This window comes from Sphingomonas faeni (genome assembly GCF_024273235.1).
Taxonomy (GTDB): Bacteria; Pseudomonadota; Alphaproteobacteria; order Sphingomonadales; family Sphingomonadaceae; genus Sphingomonas; species Sphingomonas faeni_A.
The window spans coordinates 44802-67027 of the sequence record NZ_JANBVH010000004.1; the positions used below are offsets into that span (position 1 = coordinate 44802).

Annotated in this window: 21 protein-coding genes; 13 read left to right on the plus strand and 8 right to left on the minus strand. The window is 68.1% G+C overall.

Annotated features, from left to right (window positions below; genetic code table 11):
• Window positions 1-23 precede the first annotated feature (23 nt).
• The 3 genes from NLI89_RS02955 to NLI89_RS02965 all read right to left on the minus strand — a co-directional run bounded on the left by NLI89_RS02955 (window position 24) and on the right by NLI89_RS02965 (window position 3143).
• A complete protein-coding gene (locus tag NLI89_RS02955) occupies window positions 24-938 on the minus strand; it encodes a FecR family protein (RefSeq protein WP_254685655.1) in 915 nt (304 codons plus the stop codon).
• Between the two features lie 8 nt (window positions 939-946).
• Window positions 947-1450 carry an RNA polymerase sigma factor gene (locus NLI89_RS02960; protein WP_254685656.1) on the minus strand — a complete coding sequence of 168 codons (504 nt, stop codon included), beginning with the start codon at window positions 1448-1450 and terminating at the stop codon, window positions 947-949.
• Window positions 1451-1658: 208 nt separating this feature from the next.
• Window positions 1659-3143: a M23 family metallopeptidase gene (locus tag NLI89_RS02965; protein ID WP_254685657.1), complete on the minus strand. Its 1485-nt coding sequence runs from the start codon at window positions 3141-3143 to the stop codon at window positions 1659-1661.
• A gap of 421 nt (window positions 3144-3564) precedes the next feature.
• On the opposite strand from NLI89_RS02965, the gene NLI89_RS02970 reads away from it, so the two are divergent.
• The 9 genes from NLI89_RS02970 to NLI89_RS03010 all read left to right on the plus strand — a co-directional run bounded on the left by NLI89_RS02970 (window position 3565) and on the right by NLI89_RS03010 (window position 11597).
• Window positions 3565-6057: a helicase-related protein gene (locus NLI89_RS02970; RefSeq protein WP_254685658.1), complete on the plus strand. Its 2493-nt coding sequence runs from the start codon at window positions 3565-3567 to the stop codon at window positions 6055-6057.
• A complete protein-coding gene (locus NLI89_RS02975) occupies window positions 6050-6358 on the plus strand; it encodes an RNA-binding S4 domain-containing protein (RefSeq protein WP_254685659.1) in 309 nt (102 codons plus the stop codon). The genes NLI89_RS02970 and NLI89_RS02975 overlap by 8 nt, the downstream gene beginning before the upstream one ends.
• A gap of 251 nt (window positions 6359-6609) precedes the next feature.
• A complete protein-coding gene (gene fdxA / locus NLI89_RS02980) occupies window positions 6610-6951 on the plus strand; it encodes a ferredoxin FdxA (RefSeq protein ID WP_031393648.1) in 342 nt (113 codons plus the stop codon).
• Between the two features lie 205 nt (window positions 6952-7156).
• On the plus strand, window positions 7157-7690 hold the full coding sequence (locus tag NLI89_RS02985; protein WP_056053923.1) for a CarD family transcriptional regulator: 534 nt from the start codon (window positions 7157-7159) through the stop codon (window positions 7688-7690).
• A 624-nt stretch (window positions 7691-8314) separates the two neighbouring features.
• Window positions 8315-8626: a hypothetical protein gene (locus tag NLI89_RS02990; RefSeq protein ID WP_128454792.1), complete on the plus strand. Its 312-nt coding sequence runs from the start codon at window positions 8315-8317 to the stop codon at window positions 8624-8626.
• A gap of 95 nt (window positions 8627-8721) precedes the next feature.
• The gene (locus NLI89_RS02995) at window positions 8722-9477 is read left to right on the plus strand and encodes a hypothetical protein (protein WP_254685660.1); all 756 of its coding nucleotides are present in this window, start codon (window positions 8722-8724) and stop codon (window positions 9475-9477) included.
• 27 nt (window positions 9478-9504) lie between these two features.
• Window positions 9505-9879, plus strand: a complete 375-nt coding sequence (locus NLI89_RS03000) for a Rap1a/Tai family immunity protein (RefSeq protein WP_254685661.1) — start codon at window positions 9505-9507, stop codon at window positions 9877-9879.
• A gap of 223 nt (window positions 9880-10102) precedes the next feature.
• The gene (locus tag NLI89_RS03005; RefSeq protein WP_254685662.1) at window positions 10103-10834 is read left to right on the plus strand and encodes a head GIN domain-containing protein; all 732 of its coding nucleotides are present in this window, start codon (window positions 10103-10105) and stop codon (window positions 10832-10834) included.
• Between the two features lie 37 nt (window positions 10835-10871).
• On the plus strand, window positions 10872-11597 hold the full coding sequence (locus NLI89_RS03010) for a GIN domain-containing protein (RefSeq protein ID WP_254685663.1): 726 nt from the start codon (window positions 10872-10874) through the stop codon (window positions 11595-11597).
• 423 nt (window positions 11598-12020) lie between these two features.
• Here the strand turns inward: NLI89_RS03010 and NLI89_RS03015 are convergent, their stop codons facing one another.
• Window positions 12021-12425, minus strand: coding sequence for a DUF1489 family protein (locus NLI89_RS03015; RefSeq protein ID WP_254685664.1), 405 nt, complete (start codon window positions 12423-12425; stop codon window positions 12021-12023).
• A gap of 31 nt (window positions 12426-12456) precedes the next feature.
• Window positions 12457-13866 carry a magnesium transporter gene (mgtE, locus tag NLI89_RS03020; protein WP_254685665.1) on the minus strand — a complete coding sequence of 470 codons (1410 nt, stop codon included), beginning with the start codon at window positions 13864-13866 and terminating at the stop codon, window positions 12457-12459.
• A 108-nt stretch (window positions 13867-13974) separates the two neighbouring features.
• Between mgtE and NLI89_RS03025 the strand changes: the two genes are divergently transcribed.
• Window positions 13975-14430 carry a peptidylprolyl isomerase gene (locus tag NLI89_RS03025; protein ID WP_254685666.1) on the plus strand — a complete coding sequence of 152 codons (456 nt, stop codon included), beginning with the start codon at window positions 13975-13977 and terminating at the stop codon, window positions 14428-14430.
• Between the two features lie 498 nt (window positions 14431-14928).
• Here NLI89_RS03025 and NLI89_RS03030 read toward each other — a convergent pair whose 3' ends face one another.
• Entirely contained in the window at window positions 14929-15813 is an 885-nt protein-coding gene (locus NLI89_RS03030; protein ID WP_254685667.1) for a LysR substrate-binding domain-containing protein, read from the minus strand.
• A gap of 284 nt (window positions 15814-16097) precedes the next feature.
• Here NLI89_RS03030 and NLI89_RS03035 point away from each other — a divergent pair, with 284 nt between their 5' ends.
• Window positions 16098-18371 (plus strand): CDC48 family AAA ATPase, encoded by a 2274-nt coding sequence (locus NLI89_RS03035; protein WP_254685668.1) that lies wholly within the window; start codon window positions 16098-16100, stop codon window positions 18369-18371.
• A gap of 75 nt (window positions 18372-18446) precedes the next feature.
• Here NLI89_RS03035 and NLI89_RS03040 read toward each other — a convergent pair whose 3' ends face one another.
• Window positions 18447-19715, minus strand: coding sequence for an NAD(P)/FAD-dependent oxidoreductase (locus NLI89_RS03040; protein WP_254685759.1), 1269 nt, complete (start codon window positions 19713-19715; stop codon window positions 18447-18449).
• Between the two features lie 46 nt (window positions 19716-19761).
• Window positions 19762-20376 carry a class I SAM-dependent methyltransferase gene (locus NLI89_RS03045; RefSeq protein ID WP_254685669.1) on the minus strand — a complete coding sequence of 205 codons (615 nt, stop codon included), beginning with the start codon at window positions 20374-20376 and terminating at the stop codon, window positions 19762-19764.
• A 216-nt stretch (window positions 20377-20592) separates the two neighbouring features.
• Here NLI89_RS03045 and NLI89_RS03050 point away from each other — a divergent pair, with 216 nt between their 5' ends.
• Together NLI89_RS03050 and NLI89_RS03055 are read left to right on the plus strand one after the other, a co-directional pair.
• Window positions 20593-20892 (plus strand): antibiotic biosynthesis monooxygenase family protein, encoded by a 300-nt coding sequence (locus NLI89_RS03050; RefSeq protein WP_439144467.1) that lies wholly within the window; start codon window positions 20593-20595, stop codon window positions 20890-20892.
• The gene (locus NLI89_RS03055; RefSeq protein WP_254685671.1) at window positions 20889-22205 is read left to right on the plus strand and encodes an MFS transporter; all 1317 of its coding nucleotides are present in this window, start codon (window positions 20889-20891) and stop codon (window positions 22203-22205) included. Before NLI89_RS03050 ends, NLI89_RS03055 begins: the two co-directional genes overlap by 4 nt.
• The last annotated feature ends 21 nt before the right edge of the window (window positions 22206-22226 follow it).

The following is a 22226-nucleotide window of genomic DNA, read 5'->3' on the forward strand; positions in this document are numbered from 1 at the left end:
ATTGCGGCGAACTGCGACGAAATTTATCCGCCGAGCAGGACCGCGCCTTCCATCGTCCGCACCCGCAAGGCGAGCAGCGCCGCGAGCGACCGGCCCAGCGCGACATTGTCGCCCATCCGGTACATCCCGCTGACGCGCAATCCGGCGGCGGCCGGGTCGGCGATCACCAGCCGCGTCGCGCTGTAGCGGTTGGCCTCCTCGGCGACCGTCGCCAGCGTATCGTCGTGGAACGCCGCACGCCCGCTGGTCCAGGCCTGCGTCGCGGCAAGGTCGGGGCGATCGACCCGGCCCGCGCGCAGGCGCTCGCCACCGGTCAGCCGTCGCGCTGCGCCGGTCGTCGTCACCGCCGCGCTGCCCTCGATCGCGGTCACCGCCACCTGGTCGTCGCGGTCGCGGCGCAGGTCGAACCGGCCTGCCGCCGCGGTCATGTCACCGGCCCCCGCGTCGATCGTGAACGGGGTCGTCAGCGGTGCCACGGTCAGGTCGACCCGGCCGCGCGCCAGCCAGAGCCGCCGCCGCTCGGGCGTTGCGATCACGCGCACGCGAGTCGCCGCATCGAGCAGCAGCGACGAGCCGTCCTGCAGCCCGATCCGCCGCTGTTCGCCGATCCCCGTCTCGTAGGGCGTCGCCGCATAGGCCGCCTGGAACGCAAACGTGCCGCCCGCCGTCGTCGCGGTCAGCGCCACCAGCCCGGCGATCGCCCGGCGCCGCGTCACCGGCGCCCGCGACGGCGCCGTCCCCGGCACCATGTCCCAAAGATCGGTGGCACGCTCGAACCGCGCGGCATGGTCGGGGTTCGCGGCGAGCCAGCGCCGGAAGTCCGCCGCATCGCGCGGCGTCGCGTCGTCGGCATTGAGCCGTGCGATCCAGTCGGCCGCGGTTCGGTTGCTGGCGGCCCGGTTCGTATCGAAGCTGTTCGGGGAACGGCGGCCGGGCATCGCGAAACTTACCAACCCTCCGTCCAATCGGCCAAGAAGGTCATCGCCTTGGCCATGTGCTTCTCGACCGCGCCCTGGCTTATGTCCAGCCGCTCGGCAATCTCGCGATACTTATACCCGTCGAGCCGCTGCATCAGAAATATCTCGCGGGTCCGGGGAGTGAGGCGATCGATACCCTCGCGGACCCGCGCCAGCCGCGCCTTGGCGATCATCACCTCGTCCTGGATCGGTGCGGGATCGCGCAGCCAGTCGATCGCCTCGGCTGGTTCGCACGCCCCGCGCACCGCCTCCCGGCGAAACGCATCGCGCGCCCGGTTGACCGCGGCATGGACCAGGAACGCCTCGTCGTTGCGCGGCGCGGTCGCCAGCCCCGCCATGCTGACATACGCATCGTGGAGCAGGTCCTCGCCATCCGTGCGCCGCGTCATCCGCTCGACCTGCGCCCGCAACCGCGACCATCCCGCCCAGAGGCGACTTGCCCCGGCATCAATTGCAAGATCGGACGTCGTCATCCGCCCACCCGGTATGGGCCTGCGGGTACAGTTTGATGACGTCGCGGGGACGGATCAATGACACGCGCGGCGGCTCAGCGTCACCGCGCGCCCTGACGCCGATCGACCCGCGGGGGGCGTGTAGTCGAGTACGAGCCGGTATGAACGTGTAGGGCTGGATGTGCCCAGGACCGAACGCGGGTCGGATATTCTACCGAGTTTTGCGCGGTTAACCGCCGACCCGCACCGCCAGCAATTGCGCGACCTTCGCCTTGAACGCCCGCAGCTTCGCGCCGGACAATTGCGCGACGCTCGCGAACGAGACCGAGCGCGGGTTGATCGCGGTGCCGTTCTTCCAGACTTCCCAGTGCAGATGCGGCCCGGTCGACATGCCGGTCGAGCCGATATAGCCGATCACCTGCCCCTGCCGGACCCGCGTACCCGACGACACCGCGATCCGGCTCATATGGCCGTAGCCGCTCGCCATGCCGCCGCCGTGGACGAGCTTGACGAAATTGCCGTAGCCGCCGGTTCGCCCTGCGAACGCGACCCTGCCGTCGGTCATCGCGTGGATCGGCGCACCATAGGGCGCGCCGATGTCGAGGCCCTTGTGCATGCGCGTGAAGCCGAGCAGCGGGTGCGTCCTGAGCCCGAAGCGCGAGGTGATCCGCCCGATCACCGGCATGCCCGATACCGCGCGGCGCTCGGTCTGGCCGTTCGCGTCGAACCAGCCGCCGCGGCTCGCATCGTCGTCTTCGACGTTCGCCGCATCGGGGGCGAACCGTACGAGCTGCACCTTGCGGCGGCCCTGGTCGATTCCGGCGAACAGCAGGTCGCCGATCCGGGTCTCGCCGGTCGCCGCGCGTTCGCGCGCGACGATCAGGTCGAAGCTGTCCGAGGCGGTCACGTCGCGGCCGATCGACAGCCGGGTCGAGATCGCCTTGATGAACGACTCGACCGCCTTGGCCGGCACGCCGGCCGCCCGCGCGGAGCGGTAGAGGCTGGAGCCGACGAGACCCTGGATACGCAGCGGCGTCGAGTCGATCGCGATCGGCTTGCGGTTCGCCGTCAGCCCGCCCGCACCCCGTGCAAGCGACAGCGCCAGATCGAACCGCGCGCGAAAATCGAGCTTCTCCAGTGGCCGGGCCACGGTCCGGTCCGCCCGCCGACCGAGCGTCAGCGCGATCCGCGTGCCCGCCGGGATCGCCGTCGGATCGACCGACTGCGCGACCAGCGCCGCCGCCGCCTCGGCATCGTTGCGACCGACGCCGGCGCGCATCAGCACGCGGTCGAAGCTGTCCCCCTCGCCGAGCGTCGCGGAGAGATCGACGCTCGGCCGCTCGGGCACTTCGGCCAGTGGCGCGACGAGATCGTTCGCCCCCATCCGCCGCCCCGTCGTCGCACCCTGGGCGAGCGGCGAGATGCCCTGCGCCCGCGTCTCCTCCCACTCGGCGCCGGCGAGTGGCGTCGGCACCGTGCCGACCAGCGGCCGCATGCCCGGCGACAATATCCAGGTCGCGGCACACAGCGCGGTGCAGGTCGCAAGGCCGCGCCACCAGTCGCGGCTGCCGATCCGCGCGCCGAGATCGGGTACCCAGTCGATGCGGGAGGGGGCGGCTTTGGGCGCAGGGCCAGCCTGCCGGTCGAGCGCACGGCCAAACCCGCGCGCCCCGCCGCCCGCCAGTTCCAGCGCTTGATCGTTCTGCAAATACACGCGTGCCCGCCCCGAAATCACGTCCAGATCTTCGTGTGCCGGGTTGTGGCGGCGACATGCTAAAGTCAAATTAACCCGGGGCCGCCGGGGGCTTGGCGGCGGCGGGGCGTGCCCGGGCCGGGGCGGACGAAACTTAGCAGCCGATGCTTGGCTCTCCTGTCTGGTTTTAGAGGGCGTCCGAACCCGATCCACCACCCCGGCGAAGGCCGGGGCCCAATTGGGTAGGCCAAGGTAACGAGGCGCTGACCTCCGTTAAGCCTGTTCCCCAATTGGGCCCCGGCCTTCGCCGGGGTGGTACTGGATCGAGGCGACGGTCGAGCCAGACGACCGAGCGAAGGAACCCGGCAATTCACCCCGTCAACACCCCGCAATTCCGCGCAGGTCATTGCGCACGCCCGCTTTACCCCCGATGTTGTCGGCCATGAGCGACGATGTCTCCGCTGGCGTGACCGCGGTCCTCGGCCCGACCAACACGGGCAAGACGCACCTCGCGATCGAGCGGATGTGCGCGCATTCGAGCGGCATGATCGGCTTTCCGCTGCGGCTGCTCGCGCGCGAGGTCTATGACCGGGTGGTCGCGATCAAGGGTGCGAACCGGGTGGCGCTGGTTACCGGCGAAGAGAAGATCGTGCCGCCCGATGCGCGCTGGTTCCTGTGTACCGCCGAGTCGATGCCGGACCGCGACGTCGCGTTCGTCGGACTGGACGAGGCGCAGTTGGGCGCGGATCCCGAGCGCGGGCATGTCTTTACCGATCGCCTGATGCGCGCGCGGGGGCGCGAGGAAACGATGATCCTCGGCTCCGAGGCGCTGCGGCCGATGATCAAGGCGCTGGTGCCCAAGGCGGAGATCGTCAACCGGCCGCGCTTTTCGACGCTGACCTATGCGGGCGCGAAGAAGATCAGCCGGTTGCCCAAGCGGTCGGCGATCGTCGCGTTCTCGGCGGAGGAAGTGTACGCGGTCGCCGAGATGCTGCGGCGCCTGCGCGGCGGCGCGGCCGTCGTCATGGGGGCACTGAGCCCTCGGACCCGCAACGCGCAGGTCGCGATGTTCCAGGCGGGCGAGGTCGATTATCTGGTCGCGACCGACGCGATCGGCATGGGGCTCAACATGGACGTCGCGCATGTCGCGTTCGCCAGCCTCAACAAGTTCGACGGCAAGCGCCAGCGTCGGCTGACGGTGGCGGAGATGGCGCAGATCGCCGGCCGCGCGGGGCGGCACCAGCGCGACGGCACGTTCGGGGCGCTGTCCGACGACGGCCCCGGCGCTTTCCTGCCCGAGGAAGTGCTGGCGATCGAGGAGCACCGGTTTCCGCGTCTCGAGAACCTCTATTGGCGGCAGGGCGAGCCTGACTTCTCCAGCATCGATGCACTGGTGGCGAGCCTGGAGGCGCGGCCTCCCGCGGGTGTTTTGCGCGCTGCGCCTCAGGCGCTCGATCTCGGCGTGTTGAAGCGGTTGGCGGAAGAAGGCTGGGTGCGCGAGCGGGCGCGGCATCCGGCGATGGTCGCGCGACTGTGGGCGGCGTGCGGCGTGCCCGATTTCCGCAAGGTTGGCCTCGACCCCCATGCGCGCTTCGTGTCGCGGCTGTTCGGGCATCTGAGCGAGGGGCGGGGGCATATTCCGCACCAGTGGTTCGCCGACGAGATCGCGCGGCTCGATACGGTGGCGGGCGACGTGCCGGTGATCGCCGGGCGGATCGCGGCCACCCGCATCTGGGCGTATATCGCGCAGCGGGCGGACTGGCTGGCCGAGCCGACCTTGTGGGCCGCGCGCACTGCCGCGCTGGAGGAACGCCTGTCGGATGCGCTGCATGCGAGCCTGACGCAGCGGTTCGTCGACAAGCGCACGACCGCGCTGATGCGACAGATCGGCGCGGATGCGGGCGCGCTGCCGGTGGTGATTGGCCCCGAGGGCGAGGTGATGGTCGAGGACCATCCGATCGGTCGCCTCGACGGGTTCCGCTTTACCGTCGCGGCGGACGCACGGGCGAGCGACAAGAGGTTGCTGCTGGCGGCGGCGGAAAAGCGCCTGACCGGCGAGCGCTCGCGGCGCGGGCAGTCGCTGGTCGATGCGCCCGATGCCGACATCGCACTCGACGATGCGGCGCAGATCGTCTGGGCAGGGCATCCGGTCGCCAAGCTCGGCGCAGGGCCGTCGTTCGCGCGGCCGAAGCTGGTGCTCGAACGGTCGCTCGACTGCCTCGACAAGCCCGCGCGGGATCGGATCGAGGCGCGTCTGTCGCTGTGGCTTGCGGGCATGCTGAAGCGGCGGATCGCGGTGCTGGTTCATCTCGCCGACTTGAGTCGCGATCCCAACGCGACGCCCGCGTTGCGCGCGGTCGCCAGCGCGATCGAGGAGGCCGGCGGGATCCTGCCGCGGTTGCCGATGCGGCTCGCGCTCGACGCGATCGATCCCGAGGACCGCAAGCGGTTGCGCAAGATCGGCATCACGATCGGTGCGCTCGACCTGTTCGATGCGCGGTTGCTCAAGCCCGAATCGGCGCGCTGGCGGCGTATCCTCGCGGCGGCTCGCGGTACGACGATCGCGGCGCCGCGCGAGGGCGCCACTGTGCTGGCGCGTGGCAGTGATGGTGCGGTTCTCGAGGCAGGGTTCCGGCCCCTCGGGCTCCAGGCGGTGCGCGTCGACCTGATCGAGCGGATCGCCCGCGCCGCGCACGACTCGCGCCAGGGGCGTACGCCGTTCGCGCCCGATCCGGCGCTAGCCACGTCGATCGGGCTCGACCCGGCGTCGCTGGATCGGTTGATGGCCGAACTCGGCTTTAAGGCACTGGCGGGGGACACGCCGCGCTGGGTCTGGCGAGGGCGTCCGCCCGCACGTGCCGTCGCACCCGCCCCGATCGATCCGTCGCGGCAGAATGCGTTTGCCGGGCTCGCCGCACTGGTCCGCCATGGTTGAAGGCGCGATGCGGATCGATCGGTTCCTGTGGTTCGTGCGGCTCGCCAAGACACGCAGCGCCGCGCAGGCGATCGCCGAGAGGGGCCGCCTCCGCATCGACGGCCGCCCGATCGATCGCGCGCACTGCCCGGTGCGGGTCGGGAATGTGCTGACGTTTGCGGTGGAGGAGCGGGTGCGGGTGATCCGGGTCGAGGCGCTGCCGGTCAGGCGAGGGCCGGCGCCCGAGGCGCAAGGGTGCTATCAGGATTTGATTGCGGGGAGGACGCCGGCCGGTACCGTCCGCGATCCTGCCTCCGAATAACTGATCCTCCCCCGCCAGGGGGAGGTGGCACCGAAGGTGACGGAGGGGGAGGCAAGCGATCACCTCCGTTGCGTGTTCTCCCCCTCCGTCTGGCAAGTGCCAGCCACCTCCCCCTGGCGGGGGAGGATTTAGGGGGCGACAAAGCCTGATAACGTCTCGCACAAGCCCAGCTATGATTGACGCGACGGGCCTGCGCGCATAGTCGCTGGCGCGTTCGTCGCCGGGAAGGAATCCGGCCCAGGAGTTCTGCAATGACCTACGTCGTCACCGATGCCTGCATCCGCTGCAAGTACATGGACTGCGTGGAAGTGTGCCCGGTCGACTGCTTCTACGAAGGCGAGAACATGCTGGTGATCAATCCCAGCGAGTGCATCGACTGCGGCGTGTGCGAGCCCGAATGCCCCGCCGAGGCGATCCTGCCCGACACGGAAAGTGGTCTCGAGCAGTGGCTCGAGCTGAACACGACCTTCTCGGCGCAATGGCCCAACGTCACGCGCAACGACAACCAGACCCCGCCGGATGCCGACGCAATGAAGGGTGTCGAGGGCAAGTTCGACAAGTATTTCTCGCCGGAGCCGGGCGCGGGCGACTGATCGATCCCGGTTAGGTCAAGCCGGCTGCCATGTGCCGCCCAGGTGCGGCTGGTAATTTTGTTGCAAAGCTGCTATTGGGTCCGCGACGGGCGCGATGACGATAGTCGTGCGCCTGGCGTGAGTTAGACCTATCCCTCCCCCGATGCAGCAGCGACGAGCCCTTCGTCGAGGCGTCGCGTGGAGGCCTGATCCGGAAAGGCCCCAAATGGCTGCCAAGGCACTGTCCTTCGATGTCGGTGATTTCGTCGTTTACCCAAAGCACGGGGTCGGCCGTGTGATCGAGCTCCAGCGCTCGGAAATCGCCGGCATGACACTGGAACTCTACGTCCTCCGGTTCGAGAAGGAGCGCATGACGCTCCGCGTGCCGACCAACAAGGCCGAAAGCGTCGGCATGCGCAAGCTGTCGTCGGACAAGACGATGCGCGAGGCGATGGACACGCTCAAGGGCAAGCCCAAGGTCAAGCGCACCATGTGGTCGCGCCGTGCGCAGGAATATGAAGCGAAGATCAACTCGGGCGACCTCGTGTCGATCGCCGAGGTGGTCCGCGACCTGTTCCGTGCCGACGACCAGCCCGAGCAGAGCTATTCCGAGCGCCAGATCTTCGAAGGCGCGACCAGCCGTCTCGCGCGCGAACTGGCGGCGATGGAAGAGCTCGACGAGCCCAAGGCGCAGGAGAAGATCCTCGACATCCTCCGCGCCGCCGCCGCGATCTACAACAAGGACAAGGTGCCGGCGTAACTGCCGGGCGCTTTGCCGAGACGAAAGGGCGGTCCTGCGGGGCCGCCCTTTTTCGTTTTGCACCGACCTCAACGATCCTCCCCCGCCAGGGGGAGGTGGCACCGAAGGTGACGGAGGGGGAGGACACGGCACAGAGGTTTTCCCTTTCCGCCCCCTCCGTCTGGCAAGTGCCAGCCACCTCCCCCTGGCGGGGGAGGATTGAGAGCCCCCCCTTAACCCCCTGGCGGGGGAGGATTGAGAGCCCCCCCTTAACCACCCCGGCGAAGGCCGGGGCCCAATTGGAGAGGTCGGCGTGACGGAGTGCCGCCTCAAGTTAGCGACGTTTCCCAATTGGGCCCCGGCCTTCGCCGGGGTGGAGCAAGTGGGATGGAGCAAGTATTGTAAGTATTTGTGGCGATATACACTGCCCCTTCCACTAATCTGAACGTAACCTTGCCATCGATCAAGAAAGCGACCGGCAGGATCGTTACACGCAAAATTCAATCGCAGACTCCATCGTCGGACAAGTCTCGCCCTACCGGCTGAACGTCTCGCCGGACGGAGCGACCGTCTCGCCGGATATCGATTGTCATTGCCCCGACTCTCCGCTGACTGACGCCATCCATGTTTGGAAAGGTTAAGTCTATGCGTACGAATCTCCCGAAATATCCGACCGTCGCCCTGATCCTCATCGCCGGGGTTGGCCTGAGCGGTTGCGCCACGAAGGGCTTCGTCCGGGATCAGATCGCGGTGGTCAACACGCGGATCGACGGCATGGACGGTCGCCTGCGGACGGTCGAAGGCACTTCCGGCCAGGCACTCGCCCAGGCACAGGCCGCCGCCGGCCAGTCGCAGCAGAACGGCCAGCGTATCGACCAGCTCAACGGCCGCGTCGATGGCCTCGACCAGCAGATGCAGATGCAGGCCCAGCAGCGCCAGCGCAAGCCGCGCGGCTAAGCCATCCTCGCTAGCGCCTGCATCGACGGACAGCCTTGCTGGACGATATCATCATGACGTCCGCAGGGTTGCTTCGTTGCGCCTGCCGTACGGGCATGGGCTCATGGCTGGCGCTTGGGCTCGTCGCACCGCAGGCCGCGCTGGCCGGTGGGGCGGCGAGTGGGGCCATAAGTGGGGCGGTGGGCAAGGCTGCCGTCGCCACCAAGTCGCGCAAGGCCAAGGCGCCGAAGCGGTCCCGCACCAAGGCCGCCAAGCCGGTCGAGGCGGCCCCGCTGGTCCTGCCGCCGCAATCGGAGCCGGCGAGTCGCATGATCGCCTGGATCGCGGCCGAGCACGATAATGCCGGGCTGCCCTATGTCGTCATCGACAAGCAGGCGGCATCGCTGCTCGCGTTCAGCGCCAAGGGCGACTTTCTCGGCCAGACCCCCGTTCTGCTCGGCGTCGGCGTAGGGGATGATTCCTCGCCGGGCGTCGGTGCGAAGGACCTTGCCGATATCGGTCCGGCCGAGCGGACCACGCCGGCGGGACGGTTCGTCTCGAAGTTCGGCCGCGCCTTTGGTCACCAGCGGGTGATCTGGGTCGATTATGCCAATTCGGTCGCGATCCACGCGGTGATCACCACGCACAAGAGCGAGCACCGCGTCGACAGGCTGGTGTCGCCGACGCCGGACGACAACCGCATCAGCTTCGGCTGCATCAACGTCGGCACCAAATTCTACACGCGCACGCTCACGCCGTTGTTCCAGAAGAAGGGCGGCATCGTCTATATCCTGCCCGACACCAAATCGCTCGACGACGTGTTCCCACGCGTGCGCCTGTTGCCCTATGTCAGCGCCGCAGTCGGCAGCTAGGGCGCTGTCCGGCGCAGAGGAAACGTCATGATCTTACTGATGCTTGCCGGAGCCGCCGCGGCTTCCGGACTCGCCGGCCACCCCGCAGATCGCCCGACTGATCGAGCACGCGATCGGCCGGTCGTGGTGAGTTCGCTCACGACCCAGCAGCTGCTCGAATATTGCCGGGGCAAGGACAGCGATCCGACCGCCAATTTCTGCACCGGCTACATCCTCGGCGAGTTCGACGCGTTGTCGTTGTCGGGCGACATCTGCCCGTTGCCGGCCCGCGCCTCGAACATCGAGGTCGCTGCGGCGGTGCGGAAGTATCTGCGCGCACGGGCCAAGAAGACGGGGACCGGCGCGCCCTCCTTCGTCGTCCGCGATGCCCTGCGCGACGCCTACCCCTGCAAGGGGCGCTGAGCGCTGGAATTCCTCCCCCGCCAGGGGGAGGTGGCTGGCCCTTGCCAGACGGAGGGGGCGGAAAGCGAAACGACTGTTCCGTGCCCTCCGCCTCCGTCACCTTCGGTGACACCTCCCCCTGGCGGGGGAGGATCGGTCAAATTCCGCATCCGCCGCCCGCGTAATTTCGCTTTGCAGCCCTCTCGATCAGGTGTATTGCTCAAACAATACACAGGAGGATGCGATGAACTTTCTTGCGCTCGGGCTGATCATACCTCTCGCCGCGTGCTCGTTCAGCTGGAACGACGACAAGGAGGGGTCCGGGGTCGCCGCGGCGGGGTCGGGCACGACCCGCACCTTCCAGGTTACCGATTTCGACCAGATCGACCTGCGCGGCTCCGACGATGTCGACGTCCGCGTCGGCACCGGCTTCTCGATCCGCGCCGAGGGGCCGAGCGAGCAGCTCGACCGGCTCCGGATCGAGCGCGACGGCGACACGCTCGATATCGGCCGCAAGAACGGGACGGGCTTCGGCTGGAGCAAGGGGGCGACCGTCAAGGTGTACGTCACGCTGCCGCGGCTGACCGAAGCGACCGTCTCGGGCTCGGGCAACATGGCGGTGGACCGCGTCGAGGGCAGCGCGTTCGAGGGCGGGATCGCAGGATCGGGCAATTTGACGATCGCCGCGGTGCAGGTCGAGTCCGCGAAATTCTCGATCGCGGGCTCCGGCACTGCGCGCGCCAGCGGGATCGCACGCGACCTGAGCGTCGAGATCGCGGGCTCGGGCAATGTCGAGGCGTCGAAGCTCCAGGCGAAGTCCGCCAAGGTCGAGATCGCCGGCTCGGGCAGCGTCCGCGCGGTGGTCGACGGCCCGGCCAAGGTCGACATGATGGGCTCGGGCGACGTCGATCTCGGGCCGCGTTCGCGCTGCACGGTTTCGAAGATGGGCTCGGGAAGCGTCCGCTGCGGAAGCTGACTTGCGAAGATCGGCGGGAGCGGCGACGGTCGCGGGCATGAGATACCTGCTCGCGCCGCTGCTGCTCCTGTCCTCGCCGGCGTTCGCGCAAGGATCTGCCCAAGAATCCGGGGCCAGCCGGACGGTCTCGGTCGGCAGCTTCGACCGGGTCCGCGTCGAGGGACCGTTCGAGGTACGCGTCGCGATCGGCTCGCCGCGCGCGACGATCACCGGCGATTCGCGCATGACCGAAACCGTGGCGGTCCGCGTCGACGGCACCACGCTGTCGGTGCGCAAGGGCACCGGCGGCTGGGGCGAACCGCCGCGCAAAGGGGGCTCGGGGCCGCTCGTGATCACGCTGTCGACGCCCGGGCTGACTTCGGCAAGCGTCGCGGCCGGCGGTCGGCTGACGATCGCCCGGATGCGCGGGATGCGGGTCGACGTCACGGTCAGCGGTAACGGCAGCCTGTCGCTCGCGGCGGCCGACACCGACCAGTTGAACGCGACGCTGATCGGTACCGGCCAGATGACGCTCGCCGGCCGCGCCGCCCGCGCGCGGCTGGTGACGAGCGGGCCGGGCGCGATCGAGGCGTCGGCGCTGGTGGTCGACGACCTTACCGTGCATCTGGACGGCGTCGGCGAGGTGAAGGCGGCGGCGCGGTACACCGCGCAGGTGACGAACAGCGGGCTGGGGACTGTGACGGTCGCGGGCAACGCGAAATGCCGGGTGGAGGCGGCGGCCGGCGGGCCTGTGGTGTGTGGGAAGGCTGGCTCCACTCGCTGAGATGCGGGGGCGGGGCTGCTGCTTGGCGGTCGAGGCGTTCGAACAACGGGCCGACCCACCCCCAACCCCTCCCTTCCAGGGAGGGGAGCAGCGCGCGTCCAGGACACCGCGTCACCTCCGCCATGCCGACACCCGCCATTCTCGTTATGGACCGCTCGCGCTAACCACTACGCCCGCCGCCTGCCACGCCCGCCGCCTGCCACGCCCGTCACCCACTCCTCCCGTCACCCCAGCGAAAGCTGGGGTATCCCGCGGGGCAGGTGACGGTCGCCCCACGATGAGATCCCAGCGTTCGCTGGGATGACGGGAATGGCGGGATGAAACAGGCTCCCCTCCCTGAAAGGGAGGGGCAGGGGGTGGGTAGGCCGGTTGGCGCCCAAACCGCTCGAACCAAAAGCCACCTTTCTCAAAGAGGCCAGCCCCTCAGATCAGCGCCAACTCCGCGAGCTTCGTCATCAACGCCGGCGGCATCACGTCGAGCCCGGTCGCATCGCCGCCCAGATCGAGCGGCGCATCCGCCCCCTCCAGATACCGCCACCCCTGGTGCGCGCGCTTGGGCCGCGCCTGGACCAGCACCAGCCTCGGATCGATATGGATCGCCACGCGCCCACCCTCGGCCTCGCCGAACCCCAGGATCGGCGAGCGCGCGATCAGCTGGTGCTTGAGGATCCAGAACATCGAACCCTGACCCGCGACTTCCTCATGCCGCTTGGGCAGATAGCGGGTGGTCAGGAACACCGGCCCTTCCTCGCCGCGCAGGCGAAGTCGCTCCGCCAAGTGGTCGACGCTGTCCGCGCCGAACGCGACTTTGGTGAGGTGGAGCGGCATGTCGCTGAAAATGGGTCTTAAACCGCCCCGATCAACCGTGCAGACCCCATAATGACGCCAGCCCGAGGAACGAGAAGAACCCCATCGTGTCGGTCATCGTCGTCACGAACACCGCCGACGACACCGCGGGATCGATCCGGAACTTGTCGAGCGTCACCGGCACCAGCACGCCGCTTAAGCCCGCGACGATATTATTGGTCAGCATCGCCGCCGCGATCACGATCGACAGATTCTGGTTGTGGAAGATCAGATACGTCCCGCACCCGATCAGCGCCCCCAGCATCACGCCATTGGCGGCGGCGATGCGGAACTCGCGGCCGATCATCCGCGCGGTGTTCGAACTCGTCAGCTGGTTGGTCGCGAGCGCCCGCACCACCACCGCCAGCGTCTGCGTGCCGGCATTGCCGCCCATCCCCGACACGATCGGCATCAGCACAGCGAGCAGCGCGAAGCTTGCGATCGTCCCCTGGAACAGCCCGACCACCGACGACGCGACCATCGCGGTGCCGAGATTGACCACGAGCCACGTGAAGCGCGTCCGCACGGTCAGCCGGATCGGCTCGTTGATGTCGCCGTCGCCGGCACCTGCCAGACGCAGCGTATCCTCGCCCGCCTCTTCCGAAATGATGTGGACGATGTCGTCGACCGTGATCATCCCGACCAGCCGGCCGCCGTGATCGACCACCGCGGCCGAGATCAGCGCGTATTTCTGGAAGCGCAGCGCGACTTCCTCCTGGTCCATGTCGACCGGGATCAGCGTCTGCTCGCGCTTCATCACGTCGGCGATCGCGATCCCGCGCGGCGTGCGCAGCATCCAGGAGAGCTGGCAGGTGCCGATCGGCTTGTGTGCCGGATCGACGACGAAGATCTCCCAGAAATCGGTCGTCAGTTCCTCGTGGCCGCGCAGGTAATCGATCGCGTCGCCGACCGTCCAATGCTCGGGCACCGCGATCAGCTCGCGCTGCATCAGGCGGCCGGCGGATTCCTCGGCGTAGCTCAGCGCCTCCTCGATCGCCGCGCGATCGTCCGGGTCCAGCGCGCGCAGCACCGCGCGCTGCTCGTCCTCGTCCATGTCCTCGATGATCGCGACCGCATCGTCGGTATCGAGTTCGGACGCGAGATCGGCGACCTGGTGCGGCTCGAGCGCGTCGATCAGATCCTCGCGGACGTAATCGTTCATCTCGGCGAACACGTCGCCGCCGAGCAGGTCGGTGACCGCGCGTGCCAGCGCGGCGCGATCCTCCTGCGGGGTCAGCTCGAACAGATCGGCGATGTCGGCGGGATGCAGCGGCTCAACCAGCGCACGCGCGCCCTCGTCGTCGCCGTCCTCGACCGCATCGAGCACCGCCCGGACGAATTCGGGCCGCAAATGGTCGTCGCGATCGAGCTGGGTCTCGGGCTGGGTTTCGGTTTCGACCTCGGGAAGCTCGAGTTCGCTCATGGCTGCCTCCCTTAAAAGATGCGCGGTTGGGCCCTAACGCGGGCGACGCGCATTTGCCAGTCGGAGTGCGGCTCCCTATCTGCCGCGCATCAATTCAGGAGAACATGAATGGCCGATACCCCCGAAACGCTGACGCTGACCCTCGAAGGCGGCGACGTCACGATCAAGCTGCGCCCCGATCTCGCGCCCAAGCACGTCGAGCGGATCGTCGAGCTGGCCAATGACGGCTTCTACGACGGCGTCGTGTTCCACCGCGTGATCCCGGGCTTCATGGCGCAGGGCGGCGATCCCACCGGCACCGGCATGTCGGGCTCGGACAAGCCGAACCTCAAGGCGGAATTCTCGGCCGAGCCGCACGTCCGCGGCGTGTGCTCGATGGCGCGCACCAACCAGCCCGACACGGCGAACTCGCAGTTCTTCATCGTGTTCGACGACGCGCGCTTCCTCGACAAGCAGTACACCGTCTGGGGCCAGGTCACCGACGGCATGGACCTTGTCGACGCGCTCCCCAAGGGCGAGCCACCGCGGAACCCGGGGAAGATCATCAAGGCACGGGCGGCCTGAGCTGAAGGCTGCACCGGCGCAGCATAGCTGCGCCGGAGACAGCCGAAGCCGGCCGGCGGAGTGCACTCCGTCCGACGGCGCGGCTTAGCCGCGACGCGCTTCGGGCTAGAAGCGTGTCGCGGCAGGTCCCTTTTTGCTTTTAAGTCCGATCCCGATCTTAACTCCGACTCTGACTCCGACCTCAACCCCACACCCTACCCGTCATCCCAGCGAAAGCTGGGATCTCCCGGCTCGAGCCTTGCCGCTTCCCAACCGGGATACCCCAGCTTTCGCTGGGGTGACGGACTGGGGGCAGGGGACAGCGGCGAAGCAGGGGACGGCAGTGGCGCAGGTACGCAGCGAAGCAGGGGACGGCAGCGAACAAGCACGCGCTGCGTAAGCCAAATTCGCCTCCCGCTTGCGGGAGGGGCTAGGGGAGGGCGCGACGTACGTACTGGCGTCCGGCTTCGAGGCACGCCCCTCCCCCGACCCCTCCCGCAAGCGGGAGGGGAGTAGCGGTCACACTTCCGCCAAAGTGCGAATCAACCAGTCATGGAACAGCTTCACCGGCTTGGTCTGCAACGCCCGCGGGCGGCAGACGAACCAGTAGCTGTACGGGCTCTCCACCTCGATATCGAACAGCCGCACCAACCGCGGGTCGTTCGCATCCGCAAAATGGCTCGCATGCATGAACGCGACGCCGAGGCCCTGCGCGGCCGCCTCCAGCATCAGCGCGCCCGAATCGAAATGGTCGATCGCCAGCGGCTCGATCGCGTCCAGCCCCGCCGCCGTCCGCCATGCCGAGAACGTATCCGTCATGTCGCGGTGCACCAGCGCGGTCAGGGTCGACAGCTGTTCGGGCCGCGTGATCGGGTCCGCCCGCTCGAGCAGGCTGCGCGCACCGATCACATAGACCGAATTGCGATCGAGCCGCCGCGCGTACAGCGACGGATCGATTTCGCGCGACAAGGCGATCACCGCGTCGAGACCGTCGCCCAGCCGCGACACCAGATGCGCGGCGGTATCGATGTCGAGGTGCAGTTCGGGATGCGCCTTGCGCAACTCGCCCAGCCGCGGAAACAGCTTCTGCGACGCGTAAAGCGGCAGGATGCCGAGCCGCAGCCGCAGCACCTCGGTCGTGCTGGTCAGCGATTCGACCGCATCCGACAGCGAATCGAGCACCGGTGCGATCTGCGCCAGCAACCGCTCGCCATCCGCATTCAGCACCATCGCCTGATGCCTGCGCGCGAACAACGGTTTGGCGATGAACCGCTCAAGGCTCTGCACCCGCCGGCTGAGCGCGGGGGCGGACAGCGCCAGATCCTCGGCCGCGGCCTTGATCGAGCCCAGCCGCGCGACCTGCACGAACGCCTCGATAGCCCCCAATGGCGGCAGCCTGCGCATGATTCCTCTTTCGACTCGACGAGTGTGACAATGACCGCTGGACGCATTCATGCATGCGATTGCAGTTAGCGCAATCGTAGCTGATCCCTTCGCACTTGCAACATGAACCGTCTCGACGCAAAAAGACCTCGCCTTTCAGGCATCCTCTCCTAAAAACTTTCATGGGCTGGCCTTCATTGGCCGGCCCTTTTTTTGTCCGCTCGGGGTCCCCCGCGCCATTTCAAGTCCTCGCAAGCCCGGAACCTGCCTCCTATCTCGCGCGCTACGAGTTCGAAGGAGCAGAAATGCCAGACAGCGAAATCCCCACGCGGAAAATCCAGGTCGCCAATGCGCGTCCCGAGGACAGTGGCCGCGGCCTCGCGCATCTGCCGCGCGCGCTGATGGCGACGCTCGGGATCGGCGAGGGCGACGTGATCGAGATCCTCGGCAAGCAGAACACGCCCGCGCGCGCCGTCGGGCCCTATCCCGAGGACGAGGGCCTCGACATCCTCCGCATCGACGGCCTCCAGCGTGCGAACGCCGGGGTCGGCTCGGGCGATTTCGTCGAGGTGCGCAAGGCCGAGTCGAAGCCCGCCACCCGCGTCGTCTTCGCCCCCGCCCAGCAGAATCTCCGCCTCCAGGGCTCGACCAACGCGCTCAAGCGCACCTTTCTCGGCCGGCCGATCTGCCAGGGCGATATCGTCGCGACCGCCGGGCATCAGCGGGTCGGCGACATGCCCCCGGGCGTCCAGCAGTTCATGAACGCGCCGGCCTATGCGTTGCAGGAGATCCGCCTCGCGGTGATCGCCGCCAGCCCCAAGGGTGTGGTGCATATCGACGAGAATACCGAGATCGAACTGCGCTCCGAATATGAGGAGCCGCAGGCCGCGCGTCGCGCCGACGTCACCTATGACGATATCGGCGGCATGGCGCAGACCATCGACCAGTTGCGCGAGATGGTCGAATTGCCGCTCCGCTACCCCGAACTCTTCCAGCGGCTCGGCGTCGATCCACCCAAGGGCGTGCTGCTGCACGGGCCTCCCGGTACCGGCAAGACGCGGCTCGCGCGCGCCGTCGCCAACGAATCCGACGCGCAGTTCTTCCTGATCAACGGCCCCGAGATCATGGGCTCGGCCTATGGTGAGTCCGAATCGCGCCTCCGCGAAGTGTTCGAGGAAGCGGCGAAGTCCGCCCCCTCGATCGTGTTCATCGACGAAATCGATTCGATCGCGCCGAAACGCGGCCAGGTGTCGGGCGAAGCGGAAAAGCGGCTCGTCGCGCAGCTTCTCACGCTGATGGACGGTCTCGAATCGCGCGCGAACCTGGTCGTGATCGCCGCCACCAATCGGCCCGAGGCGATCGACGAAGCACTGCGCCGTCCCGGCCGGTTCGACCGCGAGATCGTCGTCGGCGTGCCCGACGAGCGCGGTCGTCGCGAGATTCTCGGCATCCACGCACGCGGCATGCCGCTCGGCGACCGCGTCGACCTCGATGAATTGGCGCGGACCACCTATGGCTTCGTCGGTGCCGACCTCGCCGCGCTCGCCCGCGAGGCGGCGATCGAGGCGGTGCGCCGGATCATGCCGAAGCTCAACCTTGAGGAACGGACGATCCCGCCCGAAGTGCTCGACGAATTGTCGGTCACGCGCGAGGATTTCCTCGGCGCGCTCAAACGCGTCCAGCCCTCGGCGATGCGCGAAGTGATGGTGCAGGCACCGACCGTGCGCTGGGCAGACGTCGGTGGCCTCGACGATGCGCAGATGCGGCTCAAGGAGGGCGTCGAACTCCCGCTCAAGAACCCCGACGCGTTCCGCCGGCTCGGCATCCGCCCGGCCAAGGGCTTCCTGCTCTATGGCCCGCCAGGGACCGGCAAGACGCTGCTGGCAAAGGCGGTCGCGCGCGAGGCGGAGGCGAACTTCATCGCCACCAAATCGTCCGACCTGCTCAGCAAATGGTACGGCGAGAGCGAGCAGCAAATCACCCGGCTGTTCCAGCGCGCCCGCCAGGTCGCGCCGTGCGTGATCTTCATCGACGAACTCGACTCGCTGGTGCCGGCACGTGGCAGCGGTGCAGGCGAGCCGCAGGTGACCGAGCGCGTCGTCAACACGATCCTGGCCGAGATGGATGGGCTGGAGGAACTGCAATCGGTCGTCGTGATCGGCGCGACCAACCGGCCAAACCTGATCGACCCGGCGTTGTTGCGGCCGGGCCGGTTCGACGAACTCGTCTATGTCGGCGTCCCCGACAAGGCCGGTCGCCGCCGCATCCTCGGCATCCAGACGCAGAAGATGCCGCTGGCGAGCGACGTCGATCTCGATCGCCTGGCGGACCGCACAGATCGCTTCAGCGGCGCGGACCTGGAAGACGTCGTCCGCCGCGCGGGCTTGGTGGCCTTGCGCAGGTCGATCGAGTCGCTCGAAGTAACGATGGCCGACTTCGAAGGCGCGCTGAAGGAGTCGCGTGCCAGCGTGACCCCCGAAACCGAGCGCGAATACGAACAGATGGCCGCCCGCCTGAAGCAGGATGCAACTGCGATCCAGCCGCTCGGCTTCGCGTTCCCCAGCGTGAAGGACGACTAAGGCGCGACGCTCTGGTGCAGCATGCCCCGCCCGGCCGATATCGGGCGGGGCATCGGCATCGACGATCGGGAAGGCCTAACTGTCGGTAACTGCGGTCGCCATCGTCTTCAGGTCGATGGAGGTGTCGCCGAGCGTGACCGGATCGACCCGCGCCGATCCGGTGACGAGCAGGCGGCCCTGCACATAATCCCGGACCCGGTTCACGCAGTCGAGCGCGATCACGTGGCCCGCCTTGAGGTAGATCACCGAGAAGCTGCGCTCGGCCGGATCGCCGCGTACCACGGTCGCGTCATAGCCCGTGGACAGCCCGACGGTCTGCAGCTTCAGATCATATTGATTCGACCAGAACCACGGCACCGCGTGATAGGCGTCCGGCGTGCCCGTCAGCGTCTTGGCGACGACCGCTGCCTGGTCGTTCGCGTTCTGCACCGATTCCAACCGGATCGTCCGCCCCTCGGCAAACGCGTTCGCATGCGCGGCGCAGTCCCCGATCGCGAAGATGTCCGGCAGGCTGGTGCGGCACTGCGCGTCGACCGCGACACCACCCGGCGACCCGCCGGATATCAGTCGATCGCCACCTTCCGCACCGGCAGCAAGCAGCGCCGCCACCGCGGGCACGATCCCGATCCCGACGATCACCATCTCGCATGGCAGCATCTCGCCATCGAGCAGGCGGACGCCACAGGCCGCGCCCTCTCGTTCCTCGATGCAGGCGACCGCCACACCGGTCCGCAGATCGACGCCGTGCGCGCGGTGTTCCGCTTCGTAGAAGCGCGACAGCGGTTCGCCGGCGACTCGCGCCAACACCCGGTCCTGCGCCTCGATCAGCGTGACGTGTTTGCCGAGCTTGGTGAGCACGGCCGCCGCTTCGAGACCGATATAACCGCCGCCGATCACCACGACCCGCTCGACCGAGGGCAATTCGGCGATCATCCGATCGACGTCGGCGCGGGTGCGGACGCCGTGGACGCCGGCCAGGTCATGTCCGGCGCACGTCAGGCGGCGTGGCGCGCCGCCCGTCGCCCAGATCAGCGTGCCGTAATGGATGCAGCCATCGTCCGCGGTGACGACGCGGTGTGCCTCGGCATCGACGCTGACCGCCTGCCGGCCGGGCAGCAGCGTGATCGCACGTTCGTCCCAGAAACCAGCGGGCCGCAGCAGAATCCGCTCGAACGGCTTGTCGCCCGCCAGATAGTCCTTCGACAGCGGCGGTCGCTCATAGGGGAGATCGGGCTCCTCGCCGAGCAGCGCGATCGTGCCGGCATAGCCCCGCTGGCGCAACACGATCGCCGCTTGCGCCCCGGCATGCCCGGCGCCGACGATCAGGACGTCGTAACGCGCCATCCCGGTCATCGACGCGTCCTGCAAAGGATGGGCTTGCCGATGGCGATCAGTCCTTCCAGGCCCAGTACAGCTGTGCGGGCGGGACGTTCCACCACTCCATGTCGTGGTCGATCGAGTCGAAATGCGGCGTCAGGAAGTCCTTCACCTTGGGCGAGAACTGATAGACCAGGAACGCGCCGCCGGTCCGCAGCACCGCATGCGTCGCGGCCGCGATCGCCGGGCCGACGCCGGGGGGCAGCGTCGAGAACGGCAGGCCGGAGAGCACGTAATCGGCCTTTTCGAAGCCATGATCCGCGACGATCGTCTCGACCTCGTCGGCAGAGCCCAGCACCGCGAAGAAGCGCGGGTCGGTGATCGTATGGCGCAGATAGCGGATGAAGTCGGGGTTGGTGTCGATCACCACCAGCTTGGCGTCGGGCGCCATGCGGTCGAGGATCGGCCGGCAGAAGGTGCCGACGCCCGGGCCGTATTCGACGAACAGCTTGCAGTTCGCCCAGTCGACCGGGTCGAGCATCTTGCGAATCAGCTTGTCCGACGACGGCACGATCGATCCGACCATGACCGGATGTTTCAGGAAACCTGAAAAGAACATCTGCCACGGGGACGGCACGCCGGCAGGGCGGCTGCGTGCACGCCGGGTGGCGGTGGTCGAACTGGGCATCGTGTTCCTTACGATCAGGGGTCCCGCACGGTGGCGGAGCTTTGCCCCTCCCGTCGCACGAATTCCGAACGCGTTTCAAGGCCCGCGGGTTGCATCCGGCGACGAACCGAAGTGGAAGTCGTGCGCCGACAAGTGGTTCCGCCGATTCCACACCGGCGTTGCCAAGCCTGCCCCATCGCTTAAGCACGGCATATGCACGACGATCGAACAGGAGAAGTGGCGGTCATTTTCGTGTCGTTTCGTAACGGCACGGACATGATCGGATATGCGGACGCCGCGGCGGCGATGGATGCGCTGGCCGCCGCGCAGCCGGGGTATCGCGGAGTCGACAGCGCGCGCGAGGCGGACGGCATGGGAATCACCGTAAGCTACTGGACGGACGACGCCGCCGCGATCGCATGGCGTGACCACCCCGAACATGCGGCGATTCGCGAGCGTGGCCGGTCGCTCTGGTACGACAGCTATTCGGTCGCCGTGACGCAGGTTCAGCGCGCCTATCACTGGACACGACCATGATCGGGGCGACGACGGACGGCCCGAAGATCGACCGCCGCTTCGCACTGATGTTCCTCGTGATGCTGACGATCGCTGCGGGGAACACCGCGCTGCAATCGGTCCTCCCTGCGCTCGGGCGGTCGCTGGGCGTCGCGGACAGCGCGGTGGCGGCGGCGTTCTCGGTGTCGGCGCTGCTGTGGGTGATCGCCGCGCCGTTCTGGGCGAACCGGTCGGACCGGCACGGCCGGCGCGCGATGATTTTGCTCGGCGTCGGCGGGTTCAGCGTGTCGCTGGCACTGTGCGGGGTGTTCCTGCTGGCCGGGATCAACGCGTGGATCGGCGGCACCGCGGCGTTCCTGTGCTTCATCGGCGGGCGGCTGATCTACGGGACGTTCGGCGCTGCCGCCCCGCCGGCGGTACAGGCTCTGGTGGCCGGCGAGACGACGCGCGAGGAACGCACCAAGGCGCTGACCTTGCTCGCCTCCGCGTTCGGGCTCGGTACCATATTGGGGCCGGCGATCGCGCCGTATCTGATCCTCGGCTCGATCGGCGGAGTCGAGATCGGCCTCGCCGGACCCGCCTTCCTGTTCGCGGTGTTCGGGGTCGCGGTGTGGGTCACGGTGCGGCGGATGTTGCCCGACGACCGGCCCAAGGACTGGGGCGTCGCTCCGCACGAAACGCATGGCGCGAGTTCGGCCTATCCGTCGATCGGCGGCGCACCCACCGGCGCATCGGTCGCTGCCGCCACCGGCTCATATGTCGAGCATGTCGGCTACACCGATCCCCGCATCCGCGCATGGATGATCGCCGGGCTGGTGATGGGCCATGCGCAGGCGATGACGGGCCAGGCGATCGGCTTCCTCGTGATCGACCGGCTCCACCTCGCGCCTGCGCTCGCGCTGGAGCCGACCGGCATCGTCCTGATGATGGGCGCGGGCGCCGCCTTGCTGGCCCAGTGGGGGATCATCCCGCGGCTGAACCTGACGCCGCGACAACTGGTGCTGACCGGCCTCGTCCTCGCAGCGGTCGGCACCGCGCTCACGGGAATCGCGACGTCGCTTTACACGATCGCGACGGCCTATGCGCTGGCGAGCCTCGGCTTCGGCTTCACGCGACCGGGGTTCACCGCAGGCTCGTCGCTGGCGGTCGGGGCCAACGCGCAAGGCTCGGTCGCGGGCAAGGTGACGAGCATCAACGGGGCAAGCTTCGTGCTCGGCCCGTCGATCGGCGTCGGGCTGTACGAGGCGCAGCACTCGCTGCCCTATCTGGTCGCAGGCGCGGCGTGCGTGGTGATGATCGCCTATGCGTATGTCGCGCTACGGGATGCGAAATAGGACGAGACTGCCCGAGCCGCA

Excerpts from the sequence above, each read along its gene's own strand:
- NLI89_RS02955 (WP_254685655.1), bottom strand. The coding sequence starts at position 938 with ATGCCCGGCCGCCGTTCCCCGAACAGCTTCGATACGAACCGGGCCGCC.
- NLI89_RS02960 (WP_254685656.1), bottom strand. The coding sequence starts at position 1,450 with ATGACGACGTCCGATCTTGCAATTGATGCCGGGGCAAGTCGCCTCTGG.
- NLI89_RS02970 (WP_254685658.1), top strand. The coding sequence starts at position 3,565 with ATGAGCGACGATGTCTCCGCTGGCGTGACCGCGGTCCTCGGCCCGACC.
- NLI89_RS02975 (WP_254685659.1), top strand. The coding sequence starts at position 6,050 with ATGGTTGAAGGCGCGATGCGGATCGATCGGTTCCTGTGGTTCGTGCGG.
- fdxA (WP_031393648.1), top strand. The coding sequence starts at position 6,610 with ATGACCTACGTCGTCACCGATGCCTGCATCCGCTGCAAGTACATGGAC.
- NLI89_RS02985 (WP_056053923.1), top strand. The coding sequence starts at position 7,157 with ATGGCTGCCAAGGCACTGTCCTTCGATGTCGGTGATTTCGTCGTTTAC.
- NLI89_RS02990 (WP_128454792.1), top strand. The coding sequence starts at position 8,315 with ATGCGTACGAATCTCCCGAAATATCCGACCGTCGCCCTGATCCTCATC.
- NLI89_RS02995 (WP_254685660.1), top strand. The coding sequence starts at position 8,722 with ATGGGCTCATGGCTGGCGCTTGGGCTCGTCGCACCGCAGGCCGCGCTG.
- NLI89_RS03000 (WP_254685661.1), top strand. The coding sequence starts at position 9,505 with ATGATCTTACTGATGCTTGCCGGAGCCGCCGCGGCTTCCGGACTCGCC.
- NLI89_RS03005 (WP_254685662.1), top strand. The coding sequence starts at position 10,103 with ATGAACTTTCTTGCGCTCGGGCTGATCATACCTCTCGCCGCGTGCTCG.
- NLI89_RS03010 (WP_254685663.1), top strand. The coding sequence starts at position 10,872 with ATGAGATACCTGCTCGCGCCGCTGCTGCTCCTGTCCTCGCCGGCGTTC.
- NLI89_RS03015 (WP_254685664.1), bottom strand. The coding sequence starts at position 12,425 with ATGCCGCTCCACCTCACCAAAGTCGCGTTCGGCGCGGACAGCGTCGAC.
- mgtE (WP_254685665.1), bottom strand. The coding sequence starts at position 13,866 with ATGAGCGAACTCGAGCTTCCCGAGGTCGAAACCGAAACCCAGCCCGAG.
- NLI89_RS03025 (WP_254685666.1), top strand. The coding sequence starts at position 13,975 with ATGGCCGATACCCCCGAAACGCTGACGCTGACCCTCGAAGGCGGCGAC.
- NLI89_RS03030 (WP_254685667.1), bottom strand. The coding sequence starts at position 15,813 with ATGCGCAGGCTGCCGCCATTGGGGGCTATCGAGGCGTTCGTGCAGGTC.
- NLI89_RS03035 (WP_254685668.1), top strand. The coding sequence starts at position 16,098 with ATGCCAGACAGCGAAATCCCCACGCGGAAAATCCAGGTCGCCAATGCG.
- NLI89_RS03040 (WP_254685759.1), bottom strand. The coding sequence starts at position 19,715 with ATGGCGCGTTACGACGTCCTGATCGTCGGCGCCGGGCATGCCGGGGCG.
- NLI89_RS03045 (WP_254685669.1), bottom strand. The coding sequence starts at position 20,376 with ATGCCCAGTTCGACCACCGCCACCCGGCGTGCACGCAGCCGCCCTGCC.
- NLI89_RS03055 (WP_254685671.1), top strand. The coding sequence starts at position 20,889 with ATGATCGGGGCGACGACGGACGGCCCGAAGATCGACCGCCGCTTCGCA.